The sequence below is a fragment of the Pseudomonas sp. OV226 genome (genome assembly GCF_003148705.1).
Lineage (GTDB): Bacteria > Pseudomonadota > Gammaproteobacteria > Pseudomonadales > Pseudomonadaceae > Aquipseudomonas.
The window spans coordinates 105,183-129,592 of sequence record NZ_QGGS01000012.1; the positions used below are offsets into that span (position 1 = coordinate 105,183).

Consider the following 24,410-nt stretch of genomic DNA (forward strand, 5'->3'; position numbering starts at 1 on the left):
ATAACATAACAACTCTTTGATTTTAAACAACTAACCAACATTGGCACCGCCCTTGCTATCACTGTTCCAGCCACGCTCGCTGCCCCGCACGAGCCTGTAAACGTCATCCGCCACCAGCAGTGGATGAGTCTGAACAATGAGGAGTTGTTATGAGCGAATTGCGTTTTACCGTCGATCACGAATGGTTGCGCCTTGAGAGCAATGGCCTGGTCACCGTTGGCATCACTGAGTTTGCCCAGCAGGCATTGGGGGATGTGGTGTTCGTTCAGGTGCCTGAACTGGGCGCCTTCGATGCAGGCGCTGAAGTGTCGGTACTGGAATCGGTGAAAGCGGCCAGCAGTATCGGCATGCCGCTGGACGGTGAAGTGGTCGAGATTAACGCGACGCTCGAGAGCACTCCGGAACGGGTCAACGAAGACCCATTGGGCGAAGGCTGGTTCTTTCGCTTCAAACCGGTCGATGTCGAGGCATTGAGCGACTTGCTGGATCAAGACGCCTATGAACGCCTGACCGCAGAACACGCCGACGCTTGAAGCCCCCCCACGCTTTTCCTGAATCCGAAAAAGGACCACACCATGTTCAGCAAACACGACCAGATCAAAGGCTACGACGACGAACTGCTGGCGGCGATGAATGCCGAAGACGCACGGCAAGAGCACCACATCGAACTGATCGCCTCCGAGAACTACACCAGTCAACGGGTGATGGAAGCGCAAGGCAGTGGCCTGACCAACAAATACGCCGAAGGTTATCCAGGCAAGCGCTATTACGGTGGCTGCGAACACGTTGATGTGGCCGAACAACTGGCGATTGACCGGGCCAAACAATTGTTCGGCGCCGATTACGCTAACGTCCAGCCACACTCCGGCAGTCAGGCCAACGCCGCCGTCTTCCTCGCGCTGCTGCAAGCGGGCGACACCGTGTTGGGCATGAGCCTGGCCCATGGCGGCCACTTGACCCACGGCGCCAAAGTGAGTTTTTCCGGCAAGCTGTACAACGCCGTGCAGTACGGCATCGACACCGCCACCGGGCTGATCGATTACGACGAAGTCGAGCGTTTGGCCGTCGAGCACAAACCGAAAATGCTCATCGCCGGATTCTCCGCCTATTCCAAGACGTTGGACTTCCCGCGTTTCCGCCAGATCGCCGACAAAGTCGGGGCTTACCTGTTCGTCGACATGGCCCACGTCGCCGGGCTGGTGGCGACCGGTTTGTACCCGAACCCGATCCCCTTCGCCGACGTCGTCACCACCACCACGCACAAAACCCTGCGCGGTCCGCGTGGCGGCCTGATCCTGGCCAAGGCCAATCCGGAACTGGAGAAAAAACTCAACGCGGCGGTGTTCCCGGGCGGTCAGGGCGGTCCGCTGATGCACGTGATCGCGGCCAAAGCGGTGTGCTTCAAGGAAGCGCTGGAGCCCGGTTTCAAAACCTATCAGGCGCAGGTGATCCGCAATGCCCAGGCGATGGCCAAGGTCTTTATCGACCGGGGTTTCGACGTCGTTTCCGGTGGCACCGACAACCACCTGTTCCTGGTCAGCCTGATTCGCCAGGGCCTGACCGGCAAAGACGCCGACGCCGCCCTCGGCCGCGCCGGTATCACCGTGAACAAGAATGCCGTGCCCAATGATCCGCAATCGCCGTTCGTGACCTCGGGCCTGCGCATCGGCACGCCGGCGATCACCAGCCGTGGTTTCAAGGAAGCGCAGAGTATCGAGTTGGCGGGATGGATCTGCGACCTGCTCGATCACCTCGGCGATGCCGATGTCGAAGCGCACGTCGCCCGACAAGCCGCCGCGATGTGCAGTGACTTCCCGGTCTACCGCGACTGATCAGCCACGGGAGGGTTAACCGCCCTCCCGCTCGCGCCAAAGGAAGAAACACATGAGTACAGTGATGGAACCAACCGGCACCGCCCCGGCGAAAATGCAAGTTGGCGTCAAACTGCGCGGTGCAGAGAAGGTCGCGCGGATTCCGGTCAAGATCATCCCGACCGATGAATTCCCACGCAAACCCGACTGGATCCGGGTGCGCATGCCGATCTCTCCCGAGGTCGACCGCATCAAGCAACTGCTGCGCAAACACAAGCTGCACAGCGTTTGCGAAGAAGCGTCCTGCCCGAACCTTGGCGAGTGTTTTTCCGGCGGCACGGCGACCTTCATGATCATGGGCGACATCTGCACCCGCCGGTGCCCGTTCTGCGATGTCGGCCACGGCCGGCCGAAACCGCTCGACGCCGATGAGCCGATGAACCTCGCGGTGGCCATCGCCGACCTGCGCCTGAAGTACGTGGTCATCACGTCGGTGGACCGCGATGATCTGCGCGATGGCGGCGCCCAACACTTTGTCGATTGCCTGCGCGAAATCCGCAAATTGTCGCCGGGCGTGCAACTGGAAACCCTGGTCCCGGACTATCGCGGGCGCATGGACGTCGCGCTGGCGATCACCGCCACTGAGCCACCCGATGTGTTCAACCACAACCTGGAAACCGTGCCGCGCCTGTATAAAGCGGCGCGACCGGGTTCGGATTTCGAGTGGTCACTGGACCTGTTGCAGAAGTTCAAGGGTTTGGTTCCGTCCGTGCCGACCAAATCCGGCCTGATGCTGGGCCTCGGCGAAACCGACGAGGAAGTCATCGAGGTGATGCAGCGCATGCGCGAGCACGATGTCGACATGCTCACGCTCGGCCAGTACCTGCAACCGTCACGCAGTCACTTGCCAGTCCAGCGCTTCGTGCACCCGGACGTGTTTGCCTGGTTTGCCGAGGAAGGTGCGCGCATGGGTTTCAAGAACGTCGCGTCTGGCCCGTTGGTGCGCTCGTCTTACCATGCCGACCAACAGGTGCAAGGAGCGAAGTCGGTTGAACGCTGAGGCGTATCGCCTGGAGAGAAAATCACAGGCATAAAAAAACGCCAGACCGGTCAGGTCTGGCGCTTCTTGAAATATGGCAGGGGCGGCTGGATTTGAACCAACGCATGGCAGGATCAAAACCTGCTGCCTTACCGCTTGGCGACGCCCCTGTAGCAATTGCTACGAACGGGCGGAAATTTATCAACTTTCCCTCAACATGGGAAGCCCCTACCGAACATATTTTTGTTCTAAAACAGCCACTTAACATTAATCAAGTTTAGTTACAACGGGCACGACGCCAGATTAAACCCGTGGCTGATGATTGGTCACACAGTGGATGCCGCCGCCACCGGCCGAGATTGCATCGATGTTGAGCTGTACCACCTCACGGTCCGGGTAGAGCTCGGACAACAGGTCGAAGGCCTTGGTATCGGCCGCTTTGTCACCGAACTCAGGCGCAATGACCGCCCCGTTGATCACGAAGTAGTTGATGTAACCGGCGGCAAAATCCGGATTGCTTTTGTTGAACTTGCTCTTGCGCGGGTTCAGCGGCGGCGACACGGTGCGCACTTGCAACTTGCGGCCATCGGCGTCCGTGGCGTTTTTCAGAATGTCCAGGTGGGCCAATGTCACTTTGCGGTCGTAGGATTCGGGGTCGTTGTCGAGGTTGGCGATCACCACCCCCGGCTTGACGAAGCGCGCATAGAAATCGACATGGGCGTCGGTGATGTCCTTGCCTTTGATGCCCGGCAGCCAAATGATTTTGCGCAAGCCGAGGCGTTCCTTCAGCTCTTGCTCGACCTCGGCTTTGCTCCAGTCCGGGTTGCGATTGCTGTTGATCCAACTGCTTTCGGTCATGATCCCGGTGCCGTGACCGTCCACTTCGATACCACCGCCCTCGCCCACCAGTTCGCTGCGCATGTAGCTGGCCTTGGCGTTTTTGGCGACCAGCGCGGCCAGTTTCGCGTCCTTGGCATGCCGTTGTTTGTTGCCCCAGCCATTGAAGTTGAAGTCGACGGCGCCCAATCCGCCGTCCCCGTCGATGACGAAGTTGGCGCCGATGTCACGCATCCAGATATCGTCGAGCTCAGTGGTGACGTAGGTGACGCCCGCCGTGCCGCAGTGCTCTTCGGCCAGTTCCCGCTCGCTGGCGCGGCAGAACACGGTCACCGGCTCGTAGTCGGCGATGGTGCGCGCGATCAGGCCAAGGGCCTCTTGCACGTCGGCGGTAAAGTCTTCCCAGATCGCCTCCTGTGCGCCAAAGGCAATGAACGCACGCTGATGTTTGTCGCCTTCGTCCGGCATGAACCATTGCCCCCCGGTGGCAGCGTGTGCTGACACCGGCGAGAGGCTGAACCCCATGGACGCAGCGGCGCCTATACCTGCGATTACTGATGCGTGTTTGATGAACTGGCGACGCGTCGACATGTGTGTATCCTTGAATAGCTGTTCGTTATTGCTGAAAGATTGAAGGCCGGCACCGGGTGCCGGCGAATGTCACTGGGCAGTGGCGGTCTTGAACTTGGTCCAGGTGCGCATGCGCGCGCGCATATCGGATTGGGGGATGTCCTTGCCCGGAATCAGCCGTTCATACGTGGCTTCATCGAGGTAAATGTCCGGGTTATTACGCATGGCCGCATCGACGCTCGGACGCGCCTTCGCGTTGGACGTAGGGTAGCCGGTGAAGTTGCTGATGGCGGCCATGTTCTCCGGGCGCATGACAAAGTTGATGAACGCGTAGGCGTACTCCGGGTGTTTGGCGTCGACCGGTATCGCCATGGTGTCCATCCACACCGTGGTGCCTTCACGGGGAACGCGATACTGGAACGTGGTGTTCTTGCCGGCGCTGTCCGAGGTCCGTTGCGCCTGTGTCATGTCGCCGCTGTAGCCAAGCGACAGACACAGGTTGCCATTGACCAGATCAGTCACCGGTTGCGACTGGAACTTGCGAATGTGCGGTCGCAGTTTCATCAGCAAGTCACTGGCCGCAGCAAGGTCCTGAGGCTTGGCGCTACGGGGATCCTTGCCCAGGTAATTGAGCACCACCGCCAGCACTTCGTCCGGCGAATCGATCATCGAGATACCGCAATCGGCGAACCGAGCGGCCAGCTCCGGTTTGAACAGCATGTCCAGGCTGTTGACCGGTGCATCCGGCATACGCTGCTTGATCTGCTCGGCGTTGTAGGTCAGGCCGATGGTGCCCCAGGTGTAGGGAACAGTGGCCTTGCTCGAATGCTCATAGTGCGAACGCAACTTCTGCAAACCGGGTTCGACGTCATCCAGCGCGATGACTTTTGACTGATCCAGCGGTTGCAGGCTTCCGGCGCGCATCAAGCGTTCGGCGACGGTGTCGCCGGGGAAGATCAAGTCGTAACCGCTGCCGCCAGCGAGCATCTTGGCTTCCAGCGTTTCACTGCCGTCCATGACGTCGTAGATCACTTTGATCCCGGTTTCGGCGGTGAATCGGCTGAGCGTGTCCTCGGCAAAGTAATCAGCCCAGTTGTACAGCCGCAGCGTTTTCTCTTCGGCGTGCAGCGACGGTATCGCGCAGCACAGGGCCAGGCCCAAGGCGCCGAGCAAGCGTTTGTTGGCGATTTGCATGTCAAACCCCTTGAGTATTCCAGCGTGCATTGAGGTGACGACCGTCCTGACTCAACAACGCCCCGTACATGTCCGGGCGACGATCGCGGTAAATGCCCCAGCTCAAGCGTTCTTCGCGCATGGCCGCCAGGTCCAGGTTGTGCACCAATACGCCCGTGCTGTCGCGGTCGGCTTCGGCGAGCAACTTGCCTTTGTGGTTACAGATAAAGGACGAACCGTAGAAGCTCATTTGCAGCTCGGGATCGGTGGTCGCCACCTCGCGGCCGACGCGGTTGGCGGCCACCACCGGCAGGATGTTGGCCGCCGCATGGCCGCGCATGGTCATTTGCCAGTGATCCCGTGAATCCAGGGTCGCGCAGCCGGGCTCAGAGCCGATGGCGGTGGGAAACAGCAGGACTTCAGCGCCCATCAATGCCAGGCAACGCGCGGTTTCGGGAAACCACTGATCCCAGCAGATGCCCACGCCGAGGCGGCCGAACGCGGTGTCCCAGACACGGAAACCGGTATCGCCGGGGCTGAAATATTCCTTCTCCTGATAACCGATGGCGTTGGGGATGTGGGTCTTGCGATACACACCCAACAAGCGCCCGTCGGCATCGGCCACGCTCAACGAATTGAAGTACGCGTTGCCGGCCTTCTCGAACCAGCTCAGCGGCAACACCACACCCAACTCCTTGGCCAGCGCGGCGAAACGCTTGAGCACAGGGCTGTCGCGATATTCTTCGGCCAGCGCCAAGTGTTTGTGGCTTTGTTCGATGCAAAAATACGGCGTGGCAAACAGCTCCTGCAGCAGGATGACCTGAGCGCCCTTGGCCGCCGCGTCGCGCACTAACTGCTCGGCCTGATCGAGGTTGTGTTGCAGGTTCCAGGTGCAAGGCATCTGGGTGGTGGCAATCGTCAAAAGTGTCATCAGATCAACCCTCCACTGGCCATGCCGGTTGCTGCTGGGTGATGCAATGCACCCCACCGCCGCCATGGGCCAGATGATTGATCCGCACCGGCACCACTTCACGTCCGGGGAACGCCTCACGCAACACATCGGCCGCGACGTGGTCGGCATCGATGCCGTAGGCCGGCATGATGATCGCGCCGTTGGCGATGTAGAAATTGGTATAGGAGGCGCAGAACACTTCAGCGTCGGTGTCGACGGCATCGGTGGCTTCATACAATTCGATCAGCTCGAACTTGCGCCCCTGGGCATCGGTTGCCAGCTCCAGCGCACGACGGTTTTCGCGGACCACTTCGGCATACACCGAGCCTTGATCGCGGGTGGCGTCGACCAGCAACACACCAGGGCGGGCAAATGCACAGACGCCATCGACATGGCCATCAGTCATGTCACCGGTCACATAGTCCGGATCGCCCGGCAGCCAGATGGTCTTCTTCACGCCCAGCAAACGCGTGAAGATCTCCTCCATGTCAGCCTTGCTCATAATCGGGTTGCGGTTAGGGTTGAGCAGCACCGACTCGGTGGTGATCAGCGTGCCCTCGCCGTCCACATGAATGGCCCCGCCTTCGTTGCTCAGCGGTGTGCCAAAGCACGGCAAGCCCAGATGATTGAGCGCGCGGCGCGCCAGGCTTTCGTCCAGATCATGCGCCGACTTGCCGCCCCACGCGTTGAAGCGCCAGCTCACACCGGCCAGGCCTTGTTGCGGATGGCAGACGAAACTCGGGCCGGAGTCGCGGCACCAACTGTCGTTTACCGCCAAGGCGATCAATTCGATGTTGGGCCCGCACAAGGCTTTGGCACTGGCAATGGCTGATGGATCGACGACCATTTTCACCGGCTCGAAACGGGCAATGGCATTGGCTACACGGGCGAAGTCTTCTTGCACCAGTGCCAGCGTCACGCCCCAACCCGATTCCCAAAGTGCCTGGTTGTGCGGCCAGACCATCCAGGTCGCGGCGTGTCGAGCCCACTCAGCCGGCATCCACCAGCCACTGTTTCGAATTTCGTTCTGCTGCATGACAAGCACCTTTAAGTTAAGCCATTGTGTTCAACGAAAACTGCCTTGGCGGTCTTGGCATGCATGCTACGGCTGTAAAAATGGGCGAACAAACGATGGATTTAGTGGAAAACTGATTAGGAAACCTTATCGATGCTCAAGCACTGGCCCCCGCTCGGCACCCTTCGCGGCTTTGAGGCCGCCGCCCGTTTGGGCAGTTTTCACAAGGCGGCCGACGAGTTGCACCTCACTCAGTCGGCCATCAGTCAGCAGATCCGCAGCCTTGAGGCGTACCTGGAACAACCCCTGTTCTTTCGCAGCGGTCGCAGTGTCAGCCTGACCGATGCCGGCCACGATCTGCTCAGCACCACCCAGGCACTGCTGCAACAATTGGCCGTCGGCATTCGGCGTCTCGGGCAATACCAGAAACCCAATCAACTGGTACTCAACACCACGCCGGCGTTCGCGCGTCATTGGCTGTTGCCACGTTTGGGGGACTTCCGCCGTCAGCATCCGGAGGTGGACCTGTGGATTTACAGCACCGATGAAGTCCCGGACATGACCACCCAGACCATCGACATTGCGGTGCGCGACGACATCAGCTCCCAGGCCGAATGCAGCTTCAAAGTGCTGCACGCCGACCGCCTCTTCCCGGCGTGCCACCCGAGCCAATTGGCGCTGGCGAGCGAACAGCGCAGCACCCTGCATGGCGAGCGGGAAATGGACTGGAGCCATTGGGCGGTGGAAGCCGGGATCGATGTCGGCCAGCAAGATCAGGGGCTGAATTTCTCCGACCCCGGCCTGCTGCTGGACGCTGCCTGCGCGGGGCTTGGCATCGCCCTGGTCAGCCAGTTACTGAGCCGGCAGGCGTGCGCCGACGGGTTGTTGCAACCCTTGGTGGAACAAACCATTCGCGGCCCGAACTGGGCGTTGTTGACCCACCGTGACAGCGAGAGCAATGCGAAGAGTTTCAGTGAGTGGCTGGTGAGTCAGTTGGAGGGGGCAGATTCGTGACCGATACCACTGCGCTGGCGCCTCGTAAATGACTGGCGCCCCGGTTTTCCGTCATTGTGACGACTGCGCGATGCTCCCTTGCGACGCCCCGGGCAGTAAACAGCCCTTGGCCATCCATGGGCAGTCTCTGGCCCAGCGATAATCGGTTTCCAGATCACCGCGATCATTGTAATAAGCCAAACGCAGTTGACGGGCATTCAGGTCGAGTTTGGCAAACCCGGCCCGTGATGCGGCGAACGCGCTGTCCGGTGCAGGTGTATTCAGGGCATAAAGTCTCTGCCCTCCCGCACCGGAGATGACCCACGCGGGCTCCCCGGCGCGCAGCAGTAATTGCTGATTGTGATCATGGCCTGACAAAAGCAGATCGACATTGTTGCGTTGCAAGGCCGGCAGAAGCCTGGCAACCAGATCCGACTCCTCGCCATGTTGCCCCTGATTGCGCACCGGATGGTGAGACGCAGCGATCCGCCACACCGGACCCGGACCGGGTGCCTGGAATGCCTGATCGATCATGTCGATTTGCTGCTGCAAACTTTCACGCGGTGCCGACGTGTCGAGGAACACCATTCGCACCAAGGGGCGCCCGTCGACGTCACCGAAATCCTTGACGTAAAAGTTCGCCGGCATCTGCCAGCGGCCCGATCCCTTATGCTGCTGTCCGTATTCGATCTCATACTGCTGCGACGCCGGATAATCGTGATTGCCCAGCACCGCATAGAACGGCACATGACTGAGCCAATGGCCCCAATAGACACGCTCGAATCGGGTCTGCCAGTTGAGGTCGTGGGTGCTGGCTAACGGCTTGCCGTAGAAGTTGTCACCCAGAAACACCACCATGTTCAGTCGCCCCTCATTGGCGGCGACTCGCTCCATGGCCCGCCCCACCCGCCACTGCTGCAGGTCACCGCTGCCTTGATCGCCCACAGCGATCATCGATACCGACGCAGGGTCCTGCGCACTCAACGGAACATAAGGCTCTGGGGGCGTATACAGCCAATCCCCCCCGGCGATCAGCAGAAGAACAAAGGTGACGCCAGAGCAAATCACCACTTTCCTGAACACCGAACGTTTTGCAATAGAGGATGAAGTCGTGCGTTTCAATCGGTCACTCACTGGGTATCGGCAGGCGGGGAAGTCAGGTTCAACCTCCCTTCAATAGATCACTCCAGTTGTTGGTACTTCGTTAAAAATTCGTACCGTATTCATTTTCAAGTCTGCTTTTGCGCCCTGCCCCGCCTCCATTCGACGTTGCGAGCCTCTCGGAAGACCTCCCGTCCGCAAGTCCGGCTTTTTTTCGGCACCGTTCGAGGTGAGTTGCCTCCCGATCAGCTAGGGTGAATCGCAAGCCCCTTCTCAGGCAGCCCCCATGAACTCGTACCTCACGCTGTTCTTCGGAATGTTTACCACCCTCCTGGCGATCATCAATCCATTGGAGGCCATTCCTGTGTTCTTGGGGTTGCTACATGACAAGGACGCCGCCGAGTTGCGCCGAGTAGCGCGCAAAGCGTGCCTCTATGCGCTGTTGTTGATGTTCTTTTTTCTGATTTTCGGCAACCTGCTGCTGCGTCTGTTCGAGGTGCCCCTGAGCATGATTCGTGTGGTCGGCGGGTTGATCCTGATGAAAATCGGCTTCGAGCTTTTCGCCCCCTCGCCCAACAGCAGCCTGATTCCCAGCAGCGTCAAGGGTGACCAGGACATTGCGTTCATCCCGATGGCCATGCCGATCATGTTTGGCCCCGGCGCCATCGCTACCGTTATCGGCTTGACCAGCACCATCAAGGATTCCAATCGCGCGGTGATGTCGTTCGCCGTCGTGGCCCTGGCCATCTGCGCCACGATGTTCACCACCTACCTGTCACTGGTCTACGCCAAGGGCATATTGAAAAAGATCGGCCCGCAAGGCATCGATGCCGCGACCCGCATCGTCGGTTTTTTTGTCTCGGCCATGGGCGTGGGCCTTATCTTCCACGGCACGGTGGAGTTCCTCCAGTCGTACGGCGTGCTCCTCAATGCGGTGGCGAAGTAGGCACGTTCTTGGCGGTCGTTGATCTAATCCATAGCTTTCCCGCCCCGTCACGATCAAAACAGCCTTTAAGCGGTTCATCAAAAATCTTCAGCATTGAGTTCGGCCCAACAGACAATTGACTGGTTTGAACTCACCATGAGCATTCTCAGACAAAAAAAGCCCCGCTACCGAATGCGGTGCGGGGCAAAGAATTGGTTGGTTGCGGCCAACCAAAGGAGCACGGTGAAAAGCGTTTACGAGTCAGGGTCAGATGCAATCCTGTGCAGCGCGTTGAAAACTCGAAGGCAGCAAGTTCGAAGCCAGTAGATGCCGCTCGTAGATGAACACCTTGCCGCCGTTCCCGGCCTTGTAGGCTTCCAGTACGTTATCCGTCGAGATTTTGCTCGGCACCACGATCCGGTAGCTGCGCTGGGTCTGCGAGACAGTCGGGGTCAACGCATTGCCCTGCAATTTCGGCACGACGCAGTCAGCGTATTGAGCTGGGGTCTTGCTGGTCTGCAAGGTCAGCGTCGGATCGTTCGGCGCCGACGCACAACCGGCGAGCAACAAAGAGGCAAACGCCATGACGGGTACGAATAAACGGCGCATCGGGCTCATCCTGAAAATAAAAGGTTCAGTTCATCCAGCAACGGAACAGCCTCAAGGGCGCCGCCATTGCCATCGGGTCAATGTCTCATCGCCTGAATTTCTTGAGCGGCGTGTTCGATGGACGCGATTTTCCGACTATTTCCGACAAATCAGAACTTGCGTTTCGTAATGGTCACTATTACTTCTAACAATAGTTGTGCGCCGGGCAGACGAATGCGCACTCAATCACAACTGGAAAAGATTGATGAGGATCTCTCCTTGAGAACTTTTGACCTGATTCGCGATGCCGTTTTGCCCGACTTCCGTGACCGGGTGGCCGACTACCTGATCCAGTACGAAAGCGTTCTGTTGGGCGAAAACGCGTCCGACCCGGAGCTTGTCCGAGACACCGCCCATCAGTTGCGCGGTTATTTACGCGGGTTGAACACCATGCGGGTGTTGGGCATGGCGGATTGGGAGGAGCTGGATCGCAGGGTGGTGAATACGTGGCTTCAGCAACTGGACAAACACGGGCTCGAATAGCGACATTAAAACAGCGCAGCTCCGTATAGCTGCTCTAACGCTTCGCATCCAGCACTAATGGGTGCCATACCAAGAAGGCAGAGCACCCCGATTGAACATCGATACCCGCATCAAATTCCGTCATCTGGTGTGTTTTCTCGAGGTGGCGCGCCAGGGCAGCCTCGCACGTGCTTGCGACAAGTTGGCAATCAGCCAACCGGCACTGTCCAAGACGCTAAAGGAACTGGAAACCCTGCTGGAAGCCACACTGTTTGAACGGGGTAAAAAAGGCTCGACGCTGACCGAATCCGGCGTGGCTTTTTTGCGATACGCAGGACCGAGTGTGCAATCGCTGCGCGAAGGGGTTAACAGTTTGCGCTCTGGTGTACATGAGCCCATTACCGTGCAGCTCGGCGTACTGTCCACTGTCGAAAGTCAGTTGGTGCCTGAAGTTGTCTGCCGTTTACACGACAGGCACCCCGCATTGGTGGTCAGTGTCGTGACCGGGCCAAGTGCCTATTTGCTGTCCCGACTGCGTGTCGGTGAACTGGATCTGGTGGTGGGCAGAATGACCGATAGCCCCTTTATTTCCGGGCTGGCGTTCGAACATCTCTACAGCGAGTCCATGACCCTGGTGGTCCGCACTGGCCATCCGGTGCTCGCCGATCCAGCGGGGCATCAAAACCTCGAACGCTATCCGCTGGTATTGCCGTCGGCGGGGACCACCATCCGACAGTTCGCCGACAGTCTGTTTGTGCAACACGGGATAACGCCTTCACGCCAACGCCTGGAAACCTTGTCGATAGCCCTGAGCCGGCGCTACGTACAATGCAGCCAGGCCATCTGGGTCGCACCACTTGATGCGGTCAGGCAGGATTTGCGGCAAGGAGAGTTGGTGGAGCTGGATCTGGGGATGCGTGAGCCAGGCGGTTCCGTGGGGCTATGCACAAACCCTGCGTTGCCGGTGACACCCGCGGCGCAATGGTGCGTGGAGGCCTTGCGCGAGGTTGGCCAGGAATATCGTGACGGAGAATATCCATAACCATTTGGACATGAATAAGGTCGTTTTTTTCAATTTTGGGTTGGGCCGCATCAGCGGAAACTGGGTGTCGAGTCGCTGCCAACGCAGTCTCTGCCTCCAACCATAACAATAGGAAAAACGACATGTCTGATGCGCATGACAGCCGCTTCGTCATCCGTGACCGTAATTGGCATCCCAAAGCCCTGACACCGGACTACAAGACATCCATCCTGCGATCTCCCCGCCAGGCACTGGTAAGCATCCCCCAGTCATTATCCGAAACCAGCGGCCCGGATTTTTCCCATCTGAAGCTGGGTCAGCACGATAACGATCTGCTGTTGAACTTCAATCATGGTGGCCTGCCGATCGGAGAGCGAATCATCGTCGCAGGTCGAGTGTGTGATCAGTACGGCAAGCCGATCCCTCACACGTTGGTGGAGATGTGGCAGGCCAATGCCGGCGGCCGTTATCGGCATAAAAAAGACAGTTACCTGGCCCCCCTTGACCCGAATTTCGGCGGGGTTGGCCGAGCGTTGACGGACCGCGATGGCAACTACAGTTTCCGCACCGTCAAACCCGGCCCCTACCCATGGCGCAACGGCCCCAACGATTGGCGACCGGCCCATATCCACGTCTCCATCAGTGGCCCGTCAATTGCCACGCGTTTGATTACTCAGCTGTATTTCGAAGGTGATCCGCTCATCCCGATGTGCCCCATCGTCAAGTCGATTTCGAATCAGGAAGCGGTGCAGAGTTTGATCGCCAAGCTGGATATGAGCATGGCCAATCCAATGGATTGCCTGGCTTATCGTTTTGATATCGTCCTGCGCGGCCAGCGCAAGACCCACTTCGAAAACCGCTGAGGAGGCCTGCACATGCCCGTTCAACTTCTGCCTGAAACCCCGTCGCAAACGGCCGGCCCTTATGTCCATATCGGCTTGGCGCTGGAGGCTGCCGGCAACGCGCCGCGCGAACAGGAAATCTGGAACCACATGGCTAAACCTGACGCGCCAGGTGAGCACATTTTATTGATGGGCCAGGTGTATGACGGCAACGGCCACCTGATTCGTGACGCGTTTCTGGAGTTCTGGCAGGCGAATCACGAAGGCGACTTCGACACGGCTTACGACCTGGAAAAACCCTTCAACTGTTTTGGCCGCACCGCCACGACAGATATCGGTGAATGGACGATCAAAACCATCAAGCCGGGCACGCTGAAAAATGCCTCAGGCGTTGCCATGGCCGCGCATATCAACGTGGCGCTGTTTGCCCGGGGTATCAACATCCACTTGCAGACCCGCCTGTACTTCGACGATGAACCCGAGGCGAATGCCGTGGACCCCGTATTGAATCTGATCGAACAACCCCATCGGCGCGAATCCCTGATTGCCAGGCGCTGTACCGTTGATGGCAAGTTGGCCTACCGCTTCGACATTCATGTGCAAGGCGAATCGGAAACGGTGTTCTTCGACTTCTAACGATGCAGGCACGGTGTTGAGATGCAAACGCTCAACACCGTGGGCATTTTCCCCTGTTCATGCTCGCTGCAACACCGCCTCACCCGCCTTCGGTGGCAATCGCCGGTTGTCCAGCAAAGCAATCCCTGCAATCACCGCCACACACAGGAACGTCAGCTGAAAGTCGACCGTCTCTGCGTGGCCGTTATTGCCATGAATGTTCATCGCGAGCCGTAGCAGCAGCGCCCCCGTGGCAACCCCCATCGCCATGCTCAGCTGGAAGAACATACTGAACAGGGTCGACGCATCGCTCATCTGCTCCTTTGGGACATCGGCAAAACCCAACGTGTTGAACGCGGTGAATTGCATGGACCGTGACAAGCCACCGACAAACAGAATGAACAAGACCAACGCCCAACTCATGCGCTCATCCAGCAACGCACAGGCCGCGATGGCCATTACGCCGAGGATGCCGTTGATCATCAGCACCGGGCGAAATCCGAAGCGTTGCATCACCCTCGTGGTGAACGGCTTCATGGCCAGATTGCCCGCAAAGACAGCCAACACCAGTAACCCCGCATCCAACGCAGAAAGACCGAAGGCCAGTTGAAACATCAGCGGCAGGAGAAACGGCAAGGTGCTGATGGCGATCCGAAAAATCGACCCGCCACACAGACAGACACTGAAGGTGCGGACTCCCAAGACATCCAGCGCCAGTAACGGTTGGTCCTGCCGACGCAGATGTCGCCAGGCTAAGACACCGAGCATCACGCCTGCGCAACCGAGTGACAGTGCCGGCCACACATTGGCACGGCTTTGCCCCAGCAGCTCGACACCAAACAGCAGCGCGGCGCTGGCGCCAGCAACGAGCAGAAAACCACTGAAATCGAAAGACCGGGCAATGACAGGGTCTCGCTTGGGAATCAAGACGAGCGCGGCAATCATGGCCAACACGCCCAGCGGAAGATTGAGGTAGAAAATCCACGGCCAGGAAGCGTGGGTGACGATGAAACCACCCAACGGGGGGCCAAGAACCGGTGCGACCAGACCGGGCCAGGTAATAACCGAGATCGCTCGCACGAGGTCTTTCTTCTCGGTCGTACGAAGCACTGCCAGGCGCCCGACCGGTACCATCATCGCTCCGCTGATTCCCTGCAGCACGCGCGCAGCGACAAAGGTTGGCAGGCTGTCACTCAACCCACACAGCAATGAAGACAGACAAAACAGCACGATCGCCGAACTGAATATAAAGCGTGAACCGAAGCGATCAGCCAGCCAGCCGCTGATGGGGATGAACACCGCAACCGCGAGCATATAGACGCTCATGCCAATGTTCACATCCACCGCCGGCACACCAAACGTCCTGGCCATGTCAGGCAGCGCGGTCGCGATCACGGTGGCGTCGAGATTCTCCATAAAGAACGTGACCGCTACCAACAGGGCAATCAACGTTGAGCGGCGTTGAGACATCGGTCATCCCGGATCAGCCAAGGCATTGGCCGACACTTTACTATCGAAAACGAATGAAAGTCGAAAGGCCCTTAGGGCAAGGTTACCCCCACCCATGAGCCTCCTCGATAAAATGCAGCACCGCACTGGAACGCTCGTCAATTCGGGAAATCAGCGACAGTTCACTGACCATCTCCGGCTGATCCAGCGGCACTATCCGTATGCCAGGCATGGTTAACCGGGTCATGGTTTCCGGCACGATGCTCAGGCCGATGCCGGCTGCGACCAGTCCAGGAATACTCATCAGCGACGGTACGTACATGATGTTTTTGGGATGCAGTTGATTTTGCCGGCAGGCCTGGAGTGTGTGAGACGTCAGGCCAATGCCGGCAACGTCCTGAAGAAATACGAACTTCTCGTGCCGCAATGTCGCGAGTTCACCGGTAAAATTTTCCGCCAATTCATGGTTGTCCGGGATCAACAGAACGAGCCTGGACTGGCTGAAATGGTGGGTGCGCAACCGGTCGGGCAGGTGATCCTTGAACACCCTGGCAAAGGCCAGGTCGAGTTTATGATCGAGCAACATGTCGAACTGCATACGAATACCCGCATCCACCAGCGACACTTTGACCTCGGGAAACGAGCTGAAGTAATGGCGCAGCAGTTGCGGCAAATTGGCCTCGAACAACGCCGAGTGGTAACCGATGTTGATCTCGCCCACTTCTCCACGCCGGGCACGTCGCGCCGCTGCCGCCGCCAGTTCACTGGAATCGATGGATTGGCGCGCGTGAGGCAGAAACGCCTCGCCAGCAGCCGTCAACGTCACACCGCGATTTTCCCGGCGAAACAGTGCCAGGCCCAGTTCGGACTCAAGCGTGCGCATCAATTGGCTGAGTGCCGGTTGGGCAATGCCCAACTGCTCGGCAGCCCGGCTGAAGTGTTGCAGGTCGGCCGCCACGACAAAGGCTTTCAGGTGACGCAGTTCCATAAGGCTTATCCATAAGGCTGGCTTATTAATTTATCTGGATTTCGATAATTATTCTGCAAGCAGGATGCGCTAACGTCTACTCACTTCGACGCGTCCTGCCAAAGCCTTTGCCCGAGCAGGATCGTGTGGGTAATCCATAACCATAAAAACAATGACGAGCACCTCTATGAGCACGACCAGTAACGAGACTCATGATTTGCGCATGCCTCGCAAAGCAGTGACCGCCGCGACCATTGGCACCGCCCTGGAATGGTTTGACTTCACGCTGTATGGCGCGGTGTCGGCGACCATTTTGCCCAAGTTGTTCTTCCCGGCCATGGAGCCGACCGCGGGGCTGCTGGCTTCGCTGGCGACCTTCGGCGTTGGCCTGGCCGCGCGGCCATTGGGTGCCATCACCTGCGGTTACCTGGGTGACAAACTCGGTCGACGCAACCTGATGCTGGCTACAGTGACCATGATGGGGTTGGCGTCGGTATTGATGGGCCTGTTGCCTACTTATGGCCAGGTGGGTATCTGGGCGCCGATCCTGCTGGTGCTGCTGCGGATCATTCAAGGCTTCGCGTTGGGCGGTGAGTCCACCGGGGCGCAACTGATGGCCCTGGAGCACGCATCCCCCGAACGCCGAGGGCGTTATTCCGGCATGCTCGGGTTGTGTTCACCGCTCAGCCAGATATTGGCCAACGGCGTGTTGATGGGCCTGGCAGCGACGCTTTCAAGTGAGCAGTTTGAAAGTTTTGGCTGGCGAATCCCCTTCTTGATGAGTTTCGTACTGGTGGTGGTCGCGATTTTCATCCGGTTGAAGGTCGATGAAACCCCGGCGTTCGTGGCTCTGAAAAAGACGCCAGCGAAGAAAGAAAAAAGCCCGCTCAAATCCGCACTGGGCAGCCACTACAAAACCATCCTGCGCTTGATGCTGTTTTTCTGCTCGCCCGCTGCGCTGTTCTATTTGATCGTGATTTTTTCCCTGAGCTACCTGACCAAGCATCTGGGCATGAGCCAATCGATGGGCTTCATGTCCCTCATGGTCGCCAACGTCTGCGCAATTTTCGGTGCGCTAGCCGGTGGTTATCTGTCGGATCGCTGGGGCCGTAAAAAGGCGCTGGCCCTGGGCTCGTGCATGACCTTGCTGATCCTGTTCGTCTACTTCCCGATCCTCAACACGCAAAACGTCACCGCGATCATGGCGATCATGGGGCTGTTTTTGGGCTTTACCCAGTTCCAGAGCGGCATCCAGCCGGTGGCATTCGCCGAAGCATTCCCGACCCAGGTCCGTTACTCCGGCTCCGCCCTGGCCTACACCGGCGCCAACCTGGTGATCGGTGGCCCGATGCCGATGATCGCGGTCTGGCTGATGAGCCAGTCGAACAACTCGCCGTGGCCATTGGTGACGCTGTGCGCCGTGATCAACCTGATCTCGCTGGCAATGATCGTCATCGGCCCTGAAACCCGCGGCGTCGACCTCAATGCCGTCGCCGCATCAGACGCTGTCGATACCACTTCTGCCGTCATTCTTTCCAAATAACGCACCAGGACGACCATGAACCGCACCGTCTTCATCCTTAACGGCCCTAACTTGAACTTGCTGGGTCGTCGTGAGCCGCACATTTACGGGCACACCACGCTCGATCAAATCCGGCAACGTACAGAAATGCTCGCCGAGGAACTTGGCCTGGTATGCGACTTTCGCCAGACCAACCATGAGGGCGTAATGGTCGACTGGATTCAGGAGGCCTTCGAGCAAGGCGCGGCCTTGATCATCAACCCGGCCGGCTTTTCGTTTCACTCGATTCCGGTGCTGGACGCCCTGAAGTTGATCGACGCACCACTGATTGAACTGCACCTGTCGAACATCCATGCACGGGACGAACTGCATCGCCACTCAATCATGTCTGGCGTAGTGAACGCGGTGATTTGCGGCATGGGTGCGGACGGTTATCCCCTCGCACTCCGCGCCATTGATGACCTGCTGCGTCGCTAGTTGCCCACGCCCCGACACAGCTGATCGCTAGACGCTTACACGGCGGCCTCCCGGCTGATGGTTGCCAGGGCCGCCTGCGCCTGAAATTCAGGTGTGGGCCACAAAAACCGCCAAAAAAAATAATAATTCACTGCGAGAAAACCACCATGCGCCACACTATTTTTCGCTGCAACGTACCTGCTCATTACTCATTGATCAGCCTGACCCTGGCACTCAGCGCCGGCTCGGTAGCAGTCGTTCATGCCGACGAAAATAGCGGTTTTGTCGAGGGTGCTACCGCTACCCTCAATCTGCGCAACGCCTACATCAATCGCAACTTCGTCAATCCCGCCTACCCAAACAGGGCCGCGCCACAGAACAAAGCCGAGGAGTGGACGCAAAACTTTATCCTCGATGCCCGCTCCGGCTATACCCAAGGCCCCATAGGGTTCGGTGTCGATGTACTGGGGCTTTATTCGCAAAAGCTCGACGGAGGCAAAGGCACGGGCGGCACGCAACTTCTGCCTATCCATGATGATGGGCGCCCTGCTGACAACTTTGGACGCCTGGGCGTTGCCGCCAAGGCCAAGGTTTCAAAAACGGTGGTCAAAGTCGGCGAATGGGTCAGTACGCTGCCCATCCTGCGTTCAGATGATGGCCGTTCGTTGCCGCAAACCTTTCGTGGCGCTCAGATCACCTCCCAGGAAATCGGCGGGCTGGCGTTGTATGGCGGTCAAATCAGGCAAAACAGCCCGCGCAACGACGCCAGCATGGAAGACATGTCCATGAACGGCAAAGCGGCGTTTACTTCCGACCGTTTTAACTTCGGCGGCGGTGAATACACCTTCAACGACAAGCGCACTACGGTTGGGCTCTGGTACGACGAACTCAAGGACATCTATCAGCAACAATACTTCAGCCTCAATCACAGCCAACCTGTGGGTGACTGGACACTGGGCGCCAATCTGGGCTTTTTCACCGGCAAGGAAAACGGTGCCAGCCTGGCCGGAGACATGGACAACAAAACAATGTTTGGCCTGTTATCTGCAAAGCTGGGAGGCAGTACGTTTTATGTAGGCTTGCAAAAACTGACCGGAGATACCGCGTGGATGCGAGTCAATGGTGCCAGTGGCGGCACGCTGGCGAACGACAGCTATAACTCCAGCTACGATAACGCCCAAGAGCATTCCTGGCAGGTTCGTCACGATTTCAATTTCGCCACCGTCGGCATCCCCGGACTCACCATGATGAATCGTTATTTGAGTGGCGATAACGTGCACACGGGGGCTTTCACCGATGGCAAGGAATGGGGTCGGGAGTCGGAACTGGCCTATGTCATTCAGTCTGGAGCCTTGAAAAACCTGAGCGTCAAATGGCGAAACTCCAGTATCCGGAAAAATTTCAGCACCAATGAATTTGACGAAAACCGGCTGTTTGTCAGCTACCCGATATCGTTGCTGTAAGGCGACACACATAAACGCGCTGCAACTGACCGTTTTGGCAAGCCAAACCCGCCAGTAGCAGCCGCTTCAAGTGCAACCACAAATCCATCCCTGATAAATCCCGTTGAGAACGGGATTTATCTCAGCCATCAATATTTGATGTCCCGAGCCGTGCGGCGTGTGTCCTGCTTGCTGCTGCGCTTGTCCTGGCGACAGTTTGCATTGCTCTTGTCATTGTCCTTGCGGCAATCATATTTTGTTTGACGTGCATCGGAGCGCCCTGTCTGCCTGGTATCCCGCGCTTCGCGCCGTTGCTCTCCCTGTTCAGTTGCGTACGCGGGCGCCGACACCCACTGCACACCAGCGGCGACAACCAGTGTCGCCAGGGCCATCAAGCAGTGCTTGCGAATCATGATGTTCCTCCAATTCAAAAACACTCGGTCGTCTCGCTCGCCTATCAGTCCGCTCGCCGAGGATGTCCAGGGGAAAGTCTTCTTGCATCCTTCATTCTCAACCACCCAACCGGTGTAGCACCTGAAATCCGACGATAGGACCACTTAGACCGTCCTGCAAGGCGAGACGGTCGTTGATAGCCGCCAAAATCAAGCGTTACGCTCAGTGTTCCTCGTCCTCGCGGACGACCCAATCCACCGCATACGTCGCCAGGTAGCTGTTGACGGCAGTGCCTATCGTGGGGAAAAACGCGGTGGCGCCAAACTGCGTGAAAATCCCGAATCGCTTCAGTTTGTCCTGGACCGGGTCTTTCATCTCGGCAAAACACAACTCGATGCTCGCGTTGCGCAAGGTTTCGTCCAATTCCGCCAACATATCGGCAGACGTCACGTCCACACTGGTCATCGGTTCTGCCGCAATGACAATCCAGCGCACCGGCGTCGGCGACGTCGCCACCGCGTCCAGCACCCGTTCATTGAACAACTCGGCGTTGGCGAAAAACAAAGGTGCATCCCAGCGAAACAAGACCAGGCCGGGGATGAGTCGCGCATCGGGAAAGCGCGTGATGTCATGGTAACCCTGAACCTCATCGGCACGCCCCAGCACGGCTGAGTACGGGCGCCAGGCGTCCCACAGGAATTCAATCACCGCGAGCAGGATGGCCAGGCCGATACCCTCAATGGCGCCGAACACAGCAACGCCGACGGTGCAGGCGATGGACAGCCAGAACTCCCAGGGCTGAATGCGATAGATACGGCGCAGGTCAGCGACCTCGATCAAGCCGATGGCCGATGCAATCACCACCGCGGCCAGCGCGCTGTTGGGCAAGTCCTGCAACAGGTTCGGCGCCACCATCAGCAGCAAGGCCACAGCCAGCGCTCCGACGACCCCGGATAACTGGGTTTTAGCGCCGGCGGCCTCGGCTACAGGTGTGCGTGACGAACTGCTGCTGATGGGAAAGCCCTGGAAAAACCCCGCCGCCAGATTGGCAACGCCGAGCCCGACCATCTCCTGGTTCGGATCAACGTAAGTACGCGAGCGCGCCGCATAGACGCGCGACAGCACGCTAGTGTCAGCAAACGAAACCATCGCCACGGCGAAGCCTCCGATCACGATCGGGACGATATCGGCCTGGGTGATCCAGGGAATGGCAAACGCCGGCATGCCTTGTGGAAGCGTGCCGAGGACCGATACGCCGTATTTCGTGCCAAGCTCCAGCACACCGACCACGATGGTTGCGCCGGCCACGGCGATCAAAATACCCGGAATGCGTTTGTGCCCCTTGAGCAACAGGATCACCACCAACGTGGCGACGCCGACCGCGAACGTGATCCAGTTGCTTTTTCCCTCCATCACCCCGGAGGCGATCGCCCACAGGTTCCTCAGAGGCCCGGCGGACTCGATCTTGAAACCGAAGACTTTCGGCAGTTGGCTGATCAATACGGTCAGTGCGATACCGTTCATGTACCCGTAGCGGATCGGTTTGGAGAGCAGCTCCGTGATGAAGCCCAGGCGCGCTATGCCCGCCAGGATACAGACCAGCCCCGACACAATCGCCATCATTCCCGCCAGGGCGACGGCCCGATACGGGTCGCCGCCCGACAGCGGCAGGATGACGGCAAGGATGACTGCGGCCAGCGAGGAATCCGGTCCCAGCACCAGAATCCGGCTGGGGCCGAACAACGCATAGGCGAGCAGTGGAATGATCGTCGCGTAGAGGCCATAGATGCCCGGGACGCCCGAGGCCACAGCGTAAGCAATACCCACCGGCACCAGCATGGTGGTCAGCACGAGCCCGGCGACGATGTCATTTCGCAGCCAGGCTATTTGATAGTGGCGCAGGGTGTTCAGCCCCGGCAGCCAGCGGATCCAGGCGCTCTGATTGGCGCCTGCTTCCCGACGGGCAATACGACCCGGTTCCGGGGTGGAAGGTGAAGAGTTCGAATCGCTCATAGAACTGTAACCCCTTGGTGTACAGCACAATTTGGCTTAGTGGGCAGCCGCGGATTGGCCGTGCCCGCCTCTCGTCTTCATCCGCCGAGTGCGATGATCGCGGCGATCAGCAATGCGCCAGTGACCGCCAGCGCAATCCCGCCTTGCCACGGCTTTGCGCCTGCGTACCGCGCCAATATCCAACCCGCGATGAACAGCACCACGAGCCCGATCAAATTGGATAAACGAACGGCGAGCGCCGTCTGTTCGAGTAACAGGAAAGGTATGACGAGTGGAAAGGTCGATAACACCACCAGCAGAAAAACGCCCAATGCCCCCTTGAAATCTTCCCAGCCGAGGCCCGACTGCACTGACGTGGCCGGGTACTCGACCAGGCGGCTGCGTAACAATTCAAGGGTCTCTGTCTTGGCGGCTGCCGCCACGTGCGACGGTAATGCCCCCGCCACCAGCGCCTGCCCGGTGGCCGCGTCCGCCCTGGCGAGTTTTTCGAATAACGTGCTTTTGCGCGTGCGGTCGACCAATGCCCTGAGTAGATACATCACCCCGTCGGCGAGCCCCCAGGCAAGATTGCAACCGAGCGCGGCGAACATCATCGTACGTTCGGCCTCCTGGCCCGAGGTCGCCACGCTGATCGTCCCCGTGAACGTCATCGCCATGAGCAGGCCGAAGATCACCTCGGTGACGCGGTCGACGGGGTCGAGAATCCGCGCCCGCTTCTGTTCTACGGGGGTTGGCATACGTCCTTCCTCGCTGAAAAGTACCTGCGGGGTGCAAACTTCCTGGGCCAGAGCACCACGCGTTCGGGCGGAGCTCCTTTCGATTTCACTTCATTGTAGTGACAAAAATAATTGTCGCCGCCATCGTGTGCGAATCTCCAATGGCGGCATGCTTGCCTGATATCGATCAGTCAAGAAGCGACACCCTGCGTAGCAGAATGCAACTACACCGTGCGCCCTCCATCGCACTATTGTTCGATGTCCTCTCTGCCAGTGTCCCAGCATGCGAAGAAACTGTCCCGCCAAGCCCATGGTATTGCGCCCGCGCTACCTACTATAGGACCGGTACCTCTGCCCCGCTGGCAGGGGCCAGTTACTTATGCCGGATGCACACATTTGCGCACCGCTGTACAAGCCCGGATTGGAGACAACAATGACAACAGTCGCCACAACCCAAGACACTCCTTCACCACTTCCCCACTCGGCACCCGCCATTATTCGGTCGTCAGTGCGTCAGCATTCGATCAAGGTGGAGATTTGCTCCCCCGCCATCGGTGCCGAACTGAGCAACATCAACCTGGCCGACGCTACCCGGGATCCCGAACTGATCGCACAAATCCGGGCGCTGTGGTTGAAGCACAAAGTGCTGTTCTTTCGCGATCAGGACATTTCTCCCCTGGAGCAACAGCACTTCGCCGCGCAATTCGGCGAACTGGAAGGTCATCCCCTGGCGCCGAGCCATCCGGAGGCGGACAAGCTGCTGATGCTTTATCGCAACCTTGACCCGAACAAGCCCAAGAGTTTTGTCGAAAAGGCCAGCCGAGAAAACCTCTGGCACACGGATGTCACCTTCAAGCCAGCGCCGCCTCGCGGAGCGATATTGCGCTGCGAGCAGGGCCCTGAATCCGGCGGCGACACCCTGTTCTCCAACATGGTCATGGCTTACGAAAACCTGCCCGAAGCGGTCAAACAACGGATCGAAGGTCTGTACGCAAAGCACAGTGCCGAGCATTCCTTTGGTGCCCAGTTGCCACGTGAACAACGTCACGCCATGGCCGCGAAGAATCCCGCCGCTGAACATCCTGTGGTGCTTGTTCATCCCGAAACAGGCGAAAAGGTGCTGTTCGTCAACTCCGCGTTCACCACCCATTTCTCGAATTTCTTCAACTTCGAGGATATCCGCTACGGCCAGGACTTCATGCCCGAGGCTCATCACCTGATGAACTACCTGACGTCGCAGGCCGCGATTCCCGAGTACCAGGTACGTCTGAAGTGGCGAACCAACACGATTGCCATGTGGGACAACTTGCAAGTCCAGCACTACGCAGTTGCTGACTACGGCAATGCGCCAAGAAAGATGCTACGCGCGACTCTCGCGGGCACCCCGCTCACCTGATCCCGACACCCCCTTCAGAAAATCCGGAGCACCCGACCATCAGAGATGGTCG

Annotated in this window: 24 protein-coding genes and 1 tRNA gene; 13 read left to right on the forward strand and 12 right to left on the reverse strand. The window is 58.6% G+C overall.

The window, feature by feature from the left end:
• The first annotated feature begins 149 nt into the window (after positions 1-149).
• Genes gcvH through lipA form a run of 3 tightly spaced genes read left to right on the forward strand, consistent with a single transcriptional unit; the run spans position 150 to position 2,871 of the window.
• Positions 150-533, forward strand: coding sequence for a glycine cleavage system protein GcvH (gene gcvH, locus C7534_RS19530; protein ID WP_007942957.1), 384 nt, complete (start codon positions 150-152; stop codon positions 531-533).
• A 42-nt stretch (positions 534-575) separates the two neighbouring features.
• Positions 576-1,832, forward strand: coding sequence for a serine hydroxymethyltransferase (glyA, locus tag C7534_RS19535; protein ID WP_109786736.1), 1,257 nt, complete (start codon positions 576-578; stop codon positions 1,830-1,832).
• Positions 1,833-1,884: 52 nt separating this feature from the next.
• Positions 1,885-2,871, forward strand: coding sequence for a lipoyl synthase (gene lipA, locus C7534_RS19540; RefSeq protein ID WP_109786737.1), 987 nt, complete (start codon positions 1,885-1,887; stop codon positions 2,869-2,871).
• 74 nt (positions 2,872-2,945) lie between these two features.
• Here lipA and C7534_RS19545 read toward each other — a convergent pair.
• From C7534_RS19545 to C7534_RS19565, 5 genes are all read right to left on the reverse strand, one after another.
• Positions 2,946-3,020, reverse strand: a tRNA-Gln gene (locus tag C7534_RS19545).
• A gap of 133 nt (positions 3,021-3,153) precedes the next feature.
• Entirely contained in the window at positions 3,154-4,278 is a 1,125-nt protein-coding gene (locus tag C7534_RS19550; RefSeq protein ID WP_109786738.1) for an agmatine deiminase family protein, read from the reverse strand.
• A 69-nt stretch (positions 4,279-4,347) separates the two neighbouring features.
• Positions 4,348-5,451, reverse strand: coding sequence for an extracellular solute-binding protein (locus C7534_RS19555; protein ID WP_109786739.1), 1,104 nt, complete (start codon positions 5,449-5,451; stop codon positions 4,348-4,350).
• A gap of 1 nt (position 5,452) precedes the next feature.
• Complete coding sequence (gene aguB, locus C7534_RS19560; protein ID WP_109786740.1) at positions 5,453-6,361, reverse strand: N-carbamoylputrescine amidase; 909 nt, start codon at positions 6,359-6,361, stop codon at positions 5,453-5,455.
• Between the two features lie 4 nt (positions 6,362-6,365).
• Positions 6,366-7,418 carry an agmatine deiminase family protein gene (locus C7534_RS19565; RefSeq protein WP_109786741.1) on the reverse strand — a complete coding sequence of 351 codons (1,053 nt, stop codon included), beginning with the start codon at positions 7,416-7,418 and terminating at the stop codon, positions 6,366-6,368.
• 132 nt (positions 7,419-7,550) lie between these two features.
• On the opposite strand from C7534_RS19565, the gene C7534_RS19570 reads away from it, so the two are divergent.
• Positions 7,551-8,411, forward strand: coding sequence for a LysR substrate-binding domain-containing protein (locus tag C7534_RS19570; RefSeq protein ID WP_046030494.1), 861 nt, complete (start codon positions 7,551-7,553; stop codon positions 8,409-8,411).
• A gap of 51 nt (positions 8,412-8,462) precedes the next feature.
• Here C7534_RS19570 and C7534_RS19575 read toward each other — a convergent pair whose 3' ends face one another.
• Positions 8,463-9,458, reverse strand: a complete 996-nt coding sequence (locus C7534_RS19575) for a metallophosphoesterase (protein ID WP_256594784.1) — start codon at positions 9,456-9,458, stop codon at positions 8,463-8,465.
• 319 nt (positions 9,459-9,777) lie between these two features.
• On the opposite strand from C7534_RS19575, the gene C7534_RS19580 reads away from it, so the two are divergent.
• Entirely contained in the window at positions 9,778-10,437 is a 660-nt protein-coding gene (locus C7534_RS19580) for a MarC family protein (RefSeq protein WP_046030499.1), read from the forward strand.
• A gap of 246 nt (positions 10,438-10,683) precedes the next feature.
• Here the strand turns inward: C7534_RS19580 and C7534_RS19585 are convergent, their stop codons facing one another.
• A complete protein-coding gene (locus C7534_RS19585; RefSeq protein WP_046030500.1) occupies positions 10,684-11,025 on the reverse strand; it encodes a hypothetical protein in 342 nt (113 codons plus the stop codon).
• A gap of 258 nt (positions 11,026-11,283) precedes the next feature.
• On the opposite strand from C7534_RS19585, the gene C7534_RS19590 reads away from it, so the two are divergent.
• The 4 genes from C7534_RS19590 (at position 11,284) to pcaG (ending at position 14,025) form a co-directional block, all read left to right on the forward strand.
• Positions 11,284-11,547, forward strand: a complete 264-nt coding sequence (locus C7534_RS19590; protein ID WP_046030602.1) for a hypothetical protein — start codon at positions 11,284-11,286, stop codon at positions 11,545-11,547.
• A 91-nt stretch (positions 11,548-11,638) separates the two neighbouring features.
• Entirely contained in the window at positions 11,639-12,568 is a 930-nt protein-coding gene (gene pcaQ / locus C7534_RS19595) for a pca operon transcription factor PcaQ (protein WP_109786743.1), read from the forward strand.
• A 122-nt stretch (positions 12,569-12,690) separates the two neighbouring features.
• Complete coding sequence (gene pcaH / locus C7534_RS19600; RefSeq protein WP_046030504.1) at positions 12,691-13,410, forward strand: protocatechuate 3,4-dioxygenase subunit beta; 720 nt, start codon at positions 12,691-12,693, stop codon at positions 13,408-13,410.
• A gap of 12 nt (positions 13,411-13,422) precedes the next feature.
• Positions 13,423-14,025, forward strand: coding sequence for a protocatechuate 3,4-dioxygenase subunit alpha (gene pcaG, locus C7534_RS19605; RefSeq protein WP_077431911.1), 603 nt, complete (start codon positions 13,423-13,425; stop codon positions 14,023-14,025).
• A gap of 57 nt (positions 14,026-14,082) precedes the next feature.
• Here the strand turns inward: pcaG and C7534_RS19610 are convergent, their stop codons facing one another.
• Together C7534_RS19610 and C7534_RS19615 are read right to left on the reverse strand one after the other, a co-directional pair.
• A complete protein-coding gene (locus tag C7534_RS19610) occupies positions 14,083-15,474 on the reverse strand; it encodes an MFS transporter (RefSeq protein WP_109786744.1) in 1,392 nt (463 codons plus the stop codon).
• Positions 15,475-15,556: 82 nt separating this feature from the next.
• Positions 15,557-16,441, reverse strand: coding sequence for a LysR family transcriptional regulator (locus C7534_RS19615; RefSeq protein ID WP_046030516.1), 885 nt, complete (start codon positions 16,439-16,441; stop codon positions 15,557-15,559).
• Between the two features lie 166 nt (positions 16,442-16,607).
• On the opposite strand from C7534_RS19615, the gene C7534_RS19620 reads away from it, so the two are divergent.
• The 3 genes from C7534_RS19620 to C7534_RS19630 all read left to right on the forward strand — a co-directional run bounded on the left by C7534_RS19620 (position 16,608) and on the right by C7534_RS19630 (position 19,861).
• Positions 16,608-17,963 carry an MFS transporter gene (locus C7534_RS19620; RefSeq protein WP_046030518.1) on the forward strand — a complete coding sequence of 452 codons (1,356 nt, stop codon included), beginning with the start codon at positions 16,608-16,610 and terminating at the stop codon, positions 17,961-17,963.
• Between the two features lie 15 nt (positions 17,964-17,978).
• On the forward strand, positions 17,979-18,419 hold the full coding sequence (locus C7534_RS19625) for a type II 3-dehydroquinate dehydratase (protein WP_109786745.1): 441 nt from the start codon (positions 17,979-17,981) through the stop codon (positions 18,417-18,419).
• A gap of 146 nt (positions 18,420-18,565) precedes the next feature.
• Positions 18,566-19,861 carry an OprD family porin gene (locus tag C7534_RS19630; protein WP_109786746.1) on the forward strand — a complete coding sequence of 432 codons (1,296 nt, stop codon included), beginning with the start codon at positions 18,566-18,568 and terminating at the stop codon, positions 19,859-19,861.
• A 128-nt stretch (positions 19,862-19,989) separates the two neighbouring features.
• Here C7534_RS19630 and C7534_RS19635 read toward each other — a convergent pair whose 3' ends face one another.
• From C7534_RS19635 to C7534_RS19645, 3 genes are all read right to left on the reverse strand, one after another.
• On the reverse strand, positions 19,990-20,253 hold the full coding sequence (locus tag C7534_RS19635) for a hypothetical protein (protein ID WP_052961888.1): 264 nt from the start codon (positions 20,251-20,253) through the stop codon (positions 19,990-19,992).
• A gap of 202 nt (positions 20,254-20,455) precedes the next feature.
• On the reverse strand, positions 20,456-22,246 hold the full coding sequence (locus C7534_RS19640; protein ID WP_109786747.1) for a SulP family inorganic anion transporter: 1,791 nt from the start codon (positions 22,244-22,246) through the stop codon (positions 20,456-20,458).
• A gap of 77 nt (positions 22,247-22,323) precedes the next feature.
• Entirely contained in the window at positions 22,324-22,983 is a 660-nt protein-coding gene (locus C7534_RS19645; RefSeq protein ID WP_046030522.1) for a hypothetical protein, read from the reverse strand.
• A 502-nt stretch (positions 22,984-23,485) separates the two neighbouring features.
• Between C7534_RS19645 and C7534_RS19650 the strand changes: the two genes are divergently transcribed.
• On the forward strand, positions 23,486-24,358 hold the full coding sequence (locus C7534_RS19650; protein WP_218278082.1) for a TauD/TfdA dioxygenase family protein: 873 nt from the start codon (positions 23,486-23,488) through the stop codon (positions 24,356-24,358).
• Positions 24,359-24,410 lie beyond the last annotated feature (52 nt).

Excerpts from the sequence above, each read along its gene's own strand:
- pcaG (WP_077431911.1), top strand. The coding sequence starts at position 13,423 with ATGCCCGTTCAACTTCTGCCTGAAACCCCGTCGCAAACGGCCGGCCCT.
- C7534_RS19630 (WP_109786746.1), top strand. The coding sequence starts at position 18,566 with ATGCGCCACACTATTTTTCGCTGCAACGTACCTGCTCATTACTCATTG.
- gcvH (WP_007942957.1), top strand. The coding sequence starts at position 150 with ATGAGCGAATTGCGTTTTACCGTCGATCACGAATGGTTGCGCCTTGAG.
- C7534_RS19550 (WP_109786738.1), bottom strand. The coding sequence starts at position 4,278 with ATGTCGACGCGTCGCCAGTTCATCAAACACGCATCAGTAATCGCAGGT.
- C7534_RS19645 (WP_046030522.1), bottom strand. The coding sequence starts at position 22,983 with ATGCCAACCCCCGTAGAACAGAAGCGGGCGCGGATTCTCGACCCCGTC.
- C7534_RS19635 (WP_052961888.1), bottom strand. The coding sequence starts at position 20,253 with ATGATTCGCAAGCACTGCTTGATGGCCCTGGCGACACTGGTTGTCGCC.
- aguB (WP_109786740.1), bottom strand. The coding sequence starts at position 6,361 with ATGACACTTTTGACGATTGCCACCACCCAGATGCCTTGCACCTGGAAC.
- C7534_RS19615 (WP_046030516.1), bottom strand. The coding sequence starts at position 16,441 with ATGGAACTGCGTCACCTGAAAGCCTTTGTCGTGGCGGCCGACCTGCAA.
- C7534_RS19625 (WP_109786745.1), top strand. The coding sequence starts at position 17,979 with ATGAACCGCACCGTCTTCATCCTTAACGGCCCTAACTTGAACTTGCTG.
- glyA (WP_109786736.1), top strand. The coding sequence starts at position 576 with ATGTTCAGCAAACACGACCAGATCAAAGGCTACGACGACGAACTGCTG.
- C7534_RS19610 (WP_109786744.1), bottom strand. The coding sequence starts at position 15,474 with ATGTCTCAACGCCGCTCAACGTTGATTGCCCTGTTGGTAGCGGTCACG.
- pcaH (WP_046030504.1), top strand. The coding sequence starts at position 12,691 with ATGTCTGATGCGCATGACAGCCGCTTCGTCATCCGTGACCGTAATTGG.
- C7534_RS19620 (WP_046030518.1), top strand. The coding sequence starts at position 16,608 with ATGAGCACGACCAGTAACGAGACTCATGATTTGCGCATGCCTCGCAAA.
- C7534_RS19565 (WP_109786741.1), bottom strand. The coding sequence starts at position 7,418 with ATGCAGCAGAACGAAATTCGAAACAGTGGCTGGTGGATGCCGGCTGAG.
- C7534_RS19580 (WP_046030499.1), top strand. The coding sequence starts at position 9,778 with ATGAACTCGTACCTCACGCTGTTCTTCGGAATGTTTACCACCCTCCTG.
- C7534_RS19555 (WP_109786739.1), bottom strand. The coding sequence starts at position 5,451 with ATGCAAATCGCCAACAAACGCTTGCTCGGCGCCTTGGGCCTGGCCCTG.
- lipA (WP_109786737.1), top strand. The coding sequence starts at position 1,885 with ATGAGTACAGTGATGGAACCAACCGGCACCGCCCCGGCGAAAATGCAA.
- C7534_RS19570 (WP_046030494.1), top strand. The coding sequence starts at position 7,551 with ATGCTCAAGCACTGGCCCCCGCTCGGCACCCTTCGCGGCTTTGAGGCC.
- C7534_RS19585 (WP_046030500.1), bottom strand. The coding sequence starts at position 11,025 with ATGCGCCGTTTATTCGTACCCGTCATGGCGTTTGCCTCTTTGTTGCTC.
- C7534_RS19640 (WP_109786747.1), bottom strand. The coding sequence starts at position 22,246 with ATGAGCGATTCGAACTCTTCACCTTCCACCCCGGAACCGGGTCGTATT.